Annotated in this window: 9 protein-coding genes; all 9 read left to right on the forward strand. The window is 55.4% G+C overall.

The window, feature by feature from the left end; translation table 11 throughout:
* The first annotated feature begins 47 nt into the window (after positions 1-47).
* The 9 genes from ACQ4N8_RS24790 to ACQ4N8_RS24830 all read left to right on the forward strand — a co-directional run bounded on the left by ACQ4N8_RS24790 (position 48) and on the right by ACQ4N8_RS24830 (position 8156).
* Complete coding sequence (locus ACQ4N8_RS24790; protein ID WP_430707026.1) at positions 48-413, forward strand: epimerase; 366 nt, start codon at positions 48-50, stop codon at positions 411-413.
* Positions 414-944: 531 nt separating this feature from the next.
* Complete coding sequence (locus ACQ4N8_RS24795; protein WP_430707027.1) at positions 945-3251, forward strand: ATP-binding protein; 2307 nt, start codon at positions 945-947, stop codon at positions 3249-3251.
* Between the two features lie 3 nt (positions 3252-3254).
* Positions 3255-3827: a DUF4255 domain-containing protein gene (locus tag ACQ4N8_RS24800; RefSeq protein WP_430707028.1), complete on the forward strand. Its 573-nt coding sequence runs from the start codon at positions 3255-3257 to the stop codon at positions 3825-3827.
* Between the two features lie 186 nt (positions 3828-4013).
* Complete coding sequence (locus ACQ4N8_RS24805; RefSeq protein WP_430707029.1) at positions 4014-5552, forward strand: phage tail sheath family protein; 1539 nt, start codon at positions 4014-4016, stop codon at positions 5550-5552.
* A 26-nt stretch (positions 5553-5578) separates the two neighbouring features.
* Positions 5579-6022: a phage tail protein gene (locus ACQ4N8_RS24810; RefSeq protein ID WP_430707030.1), complete on the forward strand. Its 444-nt coding sequence runs from the start codon at positions 5579-5581 to the stop codon at positions 6020-6022.
* Between the two features lie 156 nt (positions 6023-6178).
* Complete coding sequence (locus ACQ4N8_RS24815) at positions 6179-6547, forward strand: hypothetical protein (protein WP_430707031.1); 369 nt, start codon at positions 6179-6181, stop codon at positions 6545-6547.
* Positions 6547-6729 (forward strand): DUF6760 family protein, encoded by a 183-nt coding sequence (locus ACQ4N8_RS24820; protein WP_430707036.1) that lies wholly within the window; start codon positions 6547-6549, stop codon positions 6727-6729. The genes ACQ4N8_RS24815 and ACQ4N8_RS24820 overlap by 1 nt, the downstream gene beginning before the upstream one ends.
* A 9-nt stretch (positions 6730-6738) precedes the next feature.
* Positions 6739-7215: a phage tail protein gene (locus ACQ4N8_RS24825; RefSeq protein WP_430707032.1), complete on the forward strand. Its 477-nt coding sequence runs from the start codon at positions 6739-6741 to the stop codon at positions 7213-7215.
* Between the two features lie 2 nt (positions 7216-7217).
* Complete coding sequence (locus tag ACQ4N8_RS24830) at positions 7218-8156, forward strand: hypothetical protein (RefSeq protein ID WP_430707033.1); 939 nt, start codon at positions 7218-7220, stop codon at positions 8154-8156.
* Positions 8157-8177 lie beyond the last annotated feature (21 nt).

Genomic DNA, 8177 nt, shown 5'->3' on the forward strand with positions numbered 1-8177 from the left:
AACATACGCGAATTGCGGTAGAGGTATTAATAGAGGAGCTAAAACTTATGGATGAAAAAGTTGCATTAGATATGTTTGGAGAGTATTTAATTAAGAAAGTGAGATATGAAGCTATTGATAGTTGGGAGAGAAAATCGAAGGGGAAAATGAAAGATACAGAGTCGCAGGAAATATTTCAGGTTCTTTTACAATCATTCACCCTGGAACAACGAACGTTTATAGAAAACTTATTTCCAAAAATTGTAGATACTACTTTGCACCACCTTCTATGGTCGCTAGAAGAAGAAAAAAATATTGATGTAATAGTTGAACTAGACAATAGTGTTCGTATAAACATTAGAGAAGCAAGTGATGGACTTGCTGGAGAATTATACACAGAAGACGGTTGGATTTCACGTTACAGTAATAATTAAGAGGATTTCATCAGCGCCGATTTCCGGCTTAAGTTTCAAATAACGGCAATAATACATCTATTCTTCCCTGTTTCCTGTACTAACCGTGCAACCCCTTAAAGGGTTCGTGCCCTGGTGCCCCTCATGCTACCTTTGCACGATTATCCCTCTCGTTCAGGGGCCCAGGAGCCCGGAGTGAGTCAAGCTCCTGTCCATTTCTCGGCTATCTGATCAAAGGGGATAATCATGCAAAGCGTCCGGGCAGCGTGTGTTGATCTTCGAAAGAATACAGACCTCGTTTAGAGCTAGTTTTTCTTGTGATATCAGGATGTCGCCCTTCGAAGTTTATACTTTCTAATATCTTAAAAAAATACCTCAAAAGTGTTTAAAATTCCCTTTATGAGTTGTTAATAAGGACAGTTTGGTGGTTATAACCAAGCTGTCCTTTTCTTTATAAATGTGCAAGCATTTCCACTCCATAGTTGTATCCTCCAACTCAAAATTTACTTATATATGAACAAGAAAATAAAGAGTGAAGGACATAAACAAGCGATGATATTCAAAAAAAATGATGTAAAAAGAGTTAAAAGCCTTGCCGCTGATCCGTCAGATGATACTCCCTATGCTTCCGATTATGAGTATGTGCAGGACGAATTGCAGCTGCTGGAGCTTCGCTTGAAGCAGAGTCTGGTGGCAGAGACGCCACTTTACGATTCAGATGCGTATCCAGAACCGGCATTGATGCGAGAGGAAATAAGCGGGCTACTGGATGACGAAGCAGTATGGCTGGAAGAGGCAGAAGGAGCAGCTGAGCGAGCGCTAGAGAGTATTGTAAACATTCCTGAGCTTGAACACCACATCGCCTCCAGGCTCGAGGCCAGCCGCCGGATGAGCATCCGTTTTGCCCTGCCGCAAATGGTATCCGTACTTAACCTGAACCACCTAGAAGCAGGCTGCCTGATCGCCTGCCTCGCTCCTGAGGTGGACCGGAAGTATGAGCGGGTCTATGCCTTTATGCAGAACGATCCGTCTGCCAAGGCGCCAACGGTTGATTTGATCCTGCAGCTGTTTACTGCAAGTGAGGAAGAGCGAATCGAAGCCCGCAGGATGTTCGACATCGATGCGCCGCTAATGCGGTTCCTGCTGGAACGCAAGGGGGAGTACGGCGATAGCCGCACACCGCTGATTGCCCGGCCGCTGAAGCTTGAAGATTGGGCGGTGAATACGCTGCTGGGGCTTGAGACGCTGGATGCACGGCTGGGAAGTGTCGCAAGGCTGCTTGACGTAACGACACCAAGTCAGCCGCGCACATCGCCAAGCCAACAACAGCCAGCTGCCCTGCACTCGAATCTGTTGCTGCACCCCACGAGCAATCTGCGCGATAACATGCTCCGCTTCATTCACCATTACCGTTCCAACGGTAACGGGAGGACCCAGACGCTGCTTTACTGCTGCGGGCCGGATGAGGCGGAGAAGCTCACGTGCATCGAGTCGGTATGCGCTGCGCTGGGCACCTCGCTGCTCATCGTCGATATGGACAAGCTGCTGCAGCCCGATGGGGATTACGTCGAGCTGCTCCGGTTGCTTGGCCGGCACGCGCTGCTCGATGATGCCGCGCTTTGCTTCACCGGCTTCGACGGGTTTGCCGCCGAGGACGACCGCCACAGGCTGAAGCTCCGGCTGCTAGTCGAGATGCTGGAGGAGCATGCGCCGCTCGCATTCATACTGGGCGAAGGGCAGTGGGGAATGAGCATGACGGGCAGTCGGCTTAACTTCGTGCAGGTCGATTTTCCGTTCCCGGATGCGGCGGACCGTAAAGCGGTATGGGAGGCGTTCGCTCCGGATTACCGGCTGTCCCGCGAGGTGAACCTGACGGATCTCAGCGGCAGCTTCCGTTTTACGCCGGGCCAGATCCGGGCGGCGCTTCAGGGAAGCGAGAATCTGGCGGTCTGGAACGGCGCTGCGGAGACGGAGATCGGCAAGCGGGAGCTGTATCAGGCCAGCCACTACCAGTCGAGCCGCAAAATTCAGACGCTCGCCACCAAAGTCAAGGCGATATACACCTGGGACATGCTGGTGCTGCCGGGCGAGCAGCTGGGCCAGCTGCGCGAGATTTGCAACCAGGTCAAGTACCGCTCGCTGGTGTACGGGGAATGGGGCTTTGCCGGGCGGCTATCGCTGGGCCGGGGGCTGAACATTCTTTTTTCCGGCCCGCCGGGCTCGGGGAAAACGATGTCGGCGGAGGTGATCGCCAGCGAGCTGAACCTGGAGCTTTACAAAATCGACGTCTCGCAGTTGGTGAGCAAATATATCGGGGAGACGGAGAAGAACCTGGCCCGGATCTTCGATGAGGCGGAGACGTCGAACGCGATTTTGTTTTTTGATGAAGCGGATGCCTTGTTCGGCAAGCGCTCCGAGGTCAAGGACGCGCATGACCGCTATGCGAACGTGGAGATCAGCTACCTGCTGCAGAAGATGGAGGAGTATACGGGCATCGTGATCCTGGCGACGAACCTCAACCAGAACCTTGACGACGCGTTTGCTCGCAGGCTGCATTTCAAGGTGGAATTCCCGTTCCCGGAGAAGCCGCAGCGCGAGCTGATCTGGCGCGGCATGTTCCCGTCCGGCGCGCCGCTGGCCAGCGATATGGACTACGGCTTTATGGCGGAGAAGCTTGTGCTGGCCGGGGGGAACATCAAGAACATTGCACTGAACGCGGCGTTTTATGCGGCGCATGAGGGCTGTCCGATCGGGATGAAGCAGATCATGCAGGCGGCAAGACGGGAAATTCTCAAGCTGGGCAAAACCTTCCTGCCCTCCGACTACGCTCCTTATCACGAACTGATTGAGGTGAACTGAACAATGGCGGTGGATACCGGTACGGTAATCAGAGACGTCAGCAACAGCCTGAAGGCGCTGCTGAAGGCAAATGTCCCGGAGCTGAACGATGACAGCTACATCAGCTTCGGCTCCCCAAGCGATATCGACAGTTCCACGATGAGGCTTTCCATGTGTTTGTATTACTTAAGCCACAGCCCGAGCATGCGTAACAGCGAGAAGGAAGAGATCACGGGCACAAACGAGTTTTATTATCCGCCCGCCTATCTCGATTTGTATTATCTGATGACCCCTTATGCCAATGACAGGGAGACGGAGCAACTGATTCTGGGGCGGATTTTTCAGCTGTTTCATGAGCATCCGGTGCTCAGCGGCGCCGATCTCAGCGGCAACCTTGCGGCATGCGGCAACGAGAAAATCCGGATCTCCTACAACAACCTCACCATCCAGGATATCAAGCAGCTGTGGGAGGTTTTTCCAGGCAAGGCGGCCAAGGTGAGCCTGTCCTATCTGGTATCTCCGGTGAGACTGCCGGCAGACCAGACGCTCATCATTCCGCGGGTAGAAACACGCGATCTGGGAATTCATTTGATATAACCGGCTGCGGCCCAGAATCCTTCCTTGAAAGGAGTGATCTATGGAAAAGAATAGATGTTTTCGAAACGGTTTTCCACGGGCAGTACCGAGCGGGAACGCTCACAAAACTTGGATTATGCTTCCGGAGCGAGTTTTGCACGAAGCAGTCCAAGCAGTAACGCTCACAAACTTTTAGGAGGGTAAGAGATGCCGAACTATTTATCGCCAGGCGTGTATGTGGAAGAGGTCTCCAGCGGCGTCAAACCGATTGCCGGCGTGGGAACGTCGGTGGGGGCTTTTGTAGGGATTGCGGAAAAAGGGGTCATCGGCAAAGCCGTGCTGATCACCAACTGGAGCCAGTTCGTCAGCGAATTCGGCCAATTCATTCCGAACGGGTACCTGGCGTATGCCGTTTATAACTTTTTTGCGGAAGGGGGGACTTCTTGCTACGTGGTGCGGGCGGCGCCTACCGACATTCAGCCTGCGGCGCTGACGATCCGCGACACCGACAATGCCGACCTGTTCAAGGTTTATGCCCGCTCCGAAGGAGAATGGGGCAACCGGATCTCCGTCAAGGTGGGTCCATCCTCCAACAAGCAGCAGTTCGGCTTCAAGGTCACCGTGCAGTACGTGGAGGCCGCCGACTTCAATGACGAATATACCGGAGAAGAAGAGGAAGGCAAAATCGTCGAGGTGTTCGACAACATGCTGCTGATCAACTTCGAGGAGAAGATCAACGAGGTCTCCGCCTTTGTGAAAGTGAAGCCGCTGATCGATCTGACCATTCTCGAAAATATGGAAAAAACCCCGGCGTTCAACACGGCCGCCCTGTCCCTCTCCGGAGGCGTGAACGGAATGTCGCCAATCGATTTCCTGGGCGATGAAGTGGAGCGCGACGGTATCCATGCCTTCGACACCATCGATGGCATCAATATCGTGGCGGTGCCGGATCTTGCGGATATGCCGTACAGCCGGGGAACGATACTGGATATGCTCAATTACTGCAAGCTGCGCAAGGACTGTATCTTCCTCGTCGATCCGCCGCACGGGCTGACGCCTACCCAGGTCAAGGACTTCAAGGAAGGCGCGGGCAATTACTCCGGAAATTCGTTTAACACCTCATATGGCGCGCTTTATTATCCGTGGGTCTACATCAACGATCCGCTTACGGGCAAGCAAAAGCTGGTGCCGCCATCGGGCGCCATCGCCGGCACGTATGCCTATGTGGATTCCATGCGCGGCGTGCACAAAGCGCCGGCCGGTACGGTGGACGGTTATCTGGATACCGTTGTCGGCATCGAGAAAATCATCACCAAAGCCGAGCAGGAGTTGCTTAACCCGGACGGCGTCAACGTCATCCGCTCCCTGCCGGAAGGCATCTGTATATGGGGTGCCAGAACGCTGTCTTCGGATGCCGAATGGAACTACGTCAACGTACGCCGCTTGATGATGTACATCGAGGAGTCGCTTGAAGAAGGCAGCCAGTGGGTCGTGTTCGAGCCAAACGATCCGAGCCTGTGGGGCAAAGTGAAACGCAACCTGACCGCCTTCCTGACCCGTGTCTGGAGAGACGGCGCGCTGTACGGTTCAACCCAGGAGGAAGCCTTCTTCGTCAAGGTCGACGAGGAGAACAATCCGCCGGCCACCCGCGATGCGGGCCAGCTGATCATCGAGGTTGGCGTGGCGCCGGTTAAGCCTGCCGAATTCGTGGTGATCCGGGTCAGCCAGAAGACGCTGTCCAAATAAGAGAAAGATGAGAGGAGAATTATCCTATGGCAACCGGTAAAAGAATGGATCCGTACCGCAATTACCGCTTCCGAGTCGTCATCGACGGCATTCAAACCGCGGCGTTCGCCGACGCGACGATTCCGGACACCTCCACCGAGGCGGTCGACTACCGCGAGGGCATTGACGCCCCGCATGCGCGCAAGCTGTCCGGCCTGACCAAATTCGGCAACATCACGCTGAAAAAAGGGCTTACCGACTCCCTCGAGCTGTACAACTGGCGCAAATCCATCGAGGATAAAGGCGCGCTCAATAACCGCAAGAGCTTGTCGATCATCCTGGTGGACGAGGAAGGCAACGACAAGGCGCAATGGGACGTGCTCGAAGCCTGGCCGGTTAAATACGACGTCAGCGCGCTCAGCGCGAAAGGCAATGAGGTTTCCGTCGAGTCCCTCGAGCTTGTCCATGAAGGGGTCCGCCGCGTGAAATAATCCGGACTCGCCCGGAAGGCATGAACTCTGATACCATACGCCAAATCATACGAAAGGACGGTATGAGTTATCAGATTCAAGCTGCCGGCGTCCGTGATCGTAAGGCCTGTATGAAACGACCATTAACCCTAAGATTGAGGAAAAGCGAGGGAAACCATGGATATTTTGCAGACGGAATTCAGTTTCACCCTTCCCAAAGGGTATGTGGACGAAGCGGGAACGCTGCATAAGCAGGGAACCATGCGTCTGGCGACCGCCGCGGACGAAATCGCGCCGCTCCGGGATGCCCGGGTCCAGCAGAATCCGGCCTATCTGACCGTGATCCTGCTCTCCAGAGTCGTGGTCAGCCTCGGGGGCCTCGGCATGATAACGCCGCGGGTGATTGAGGAGCTGTATACCTCCGATTTTGCCTATCTGCAGGAAATGTACAACCGGATCAACCAAAGCGGCAGTAATACGGTGCAGGCGAAATGTCCGAAATGCGAGCAGCCGTTTGAGGTCGAACTGGAGACCCTGGGGGAATAATCGGCTACCCCCTTGACCGCCTCTATGAGGAGGTAGCCTTTCTAGCCTACTATCTGCACTGGGATTATGCGACCGTTCTGAACCTGGAGCACGCCGAGCGGGACCGCTGGTGCAACGAGGTCAGCCGGATCAACCGGAAGCTGAGCGGAGGGGAAGAGCAGAAGGACTTCTTTGAGGCTTAGGAGGATATCATGAGTCCAAATATTTTGAATATCCAGGCAAAGCGCAACTGGGTGCCCGGTTACCGGGAGGACCCGTACCTGGCTTTTAATTTCGTCGTGGAGATCGAAGGGATCTCCGTCGCGGGATTCTCCGACGTATCGGGTCTCAGCATTGAAACCCAGGTGGAGCGGAAAACGTTCGGCGGGGAGAACCATAAGGAGTTTGTTTTCCTGAATCAAACGAAGTATTCCGATATCACGCTGAAGAACGGCGTCACCAGCGACGACTTCCTGTGGAACTGGTATCAGAGCGTCATCAACGGCGTCGTCAAACGGCGCAGCGGGTCCATCTGCCTGCTCGACCATTCCGGCGCGCCGAAGGTCTGGTGGAACTTCATCGAGGCCTGCCCGATCAAATGGGAAGGCCCGGCCTTCAGCGCAAACAGCTCCGCGGTGGCGGTGGAGAGCCTGGTGCTCACCCATAACGGGCTGTACAGGTACAGATAGCGATGAAACCGCTCATCCGGCCGCAGCATCCGCCTAGGACAACCGCTGTGCCGGATTTCGTCCAGTCGATTCTGGGCAAATACGGCATATCCAGATGGCAGCGCCAGTTCAAGGCGCTGATCCTGCGGAGATATCCCGAGCTGTTCGCCGAACCTGCCGCTGCCGAAGGCCCTCCGGTCATAAACGCCCGGACGCGGACCCTGATCCGGCATCATCCTATTCATACCTCTATCATTCAACAAGTACCTGCGGCAACCCATATCCGGCTGCTAACGGTAAATCGTCTGCTGAATACGCAGATCAATCATTCCGGGGTATACGGTTCCATTTATCAAACTTCCTATATCCATACGATCAATGTTGCTGCGGAGCGGTCAGCTGAAGGCATAACGTCCGGCAGCGTCCGGCATCCGGAGCGTTTCCGCGAGCGGGTTAGGGAGTTAAGAACTTCTTCCGGAAGCACGGTGCTGACGGTTCCGGCGTTGCCGGCATGGCAGCCGCAAGGGGAAACAGGGAGCGGGGAGCCGGGCTCGGCAGCGCTGCAGGCGTCCCGAGCCGAAGCCGGGAAAACCGGGGAAACGCCGGAAAGTCCGGCAGCGTCCACCTTTGGGCTGAAGGAGACGCTGAAGGCAGCGGCGTTTCAGGCAAGCCCGGGAACTACCGGAGAGCGTGTTATACCGCCGGGCCGGGAGCAGCCCCTGCATGGAGGGGCGCTGCGATTGACCTTGGCGCGAGTTGGCGCGAGCCCGTTTGCCGGGGCGGCCGAGCGACAGCTCCGGCTGCTTCAGGCGTACGGGCCGGAGCGTGAGCGGCCGGCCCCGGCCACAGGCGTGCCGCCGGCAGCCGCGCAGGACGCGCGGCCGGCAGCAGGCGGCACCCTCCGCTTGGCCCGGCTGAATTCAAGATTCGATGTCGAGTCCTCTTCTGGAATAGCATCGTGATCGAAAAATGACTTTTTGAAC

It is taken from the genome of Paenibacillus macerans, from assembly GCF_050565405.1.
In the GTDB taxonomy this organism is placed as follows: Bacteria; Bacillota; Bacilli; order Paenibacillales; family Paenibacillaceae; genus Fontibacillus; species Fontibacillus macerans_B.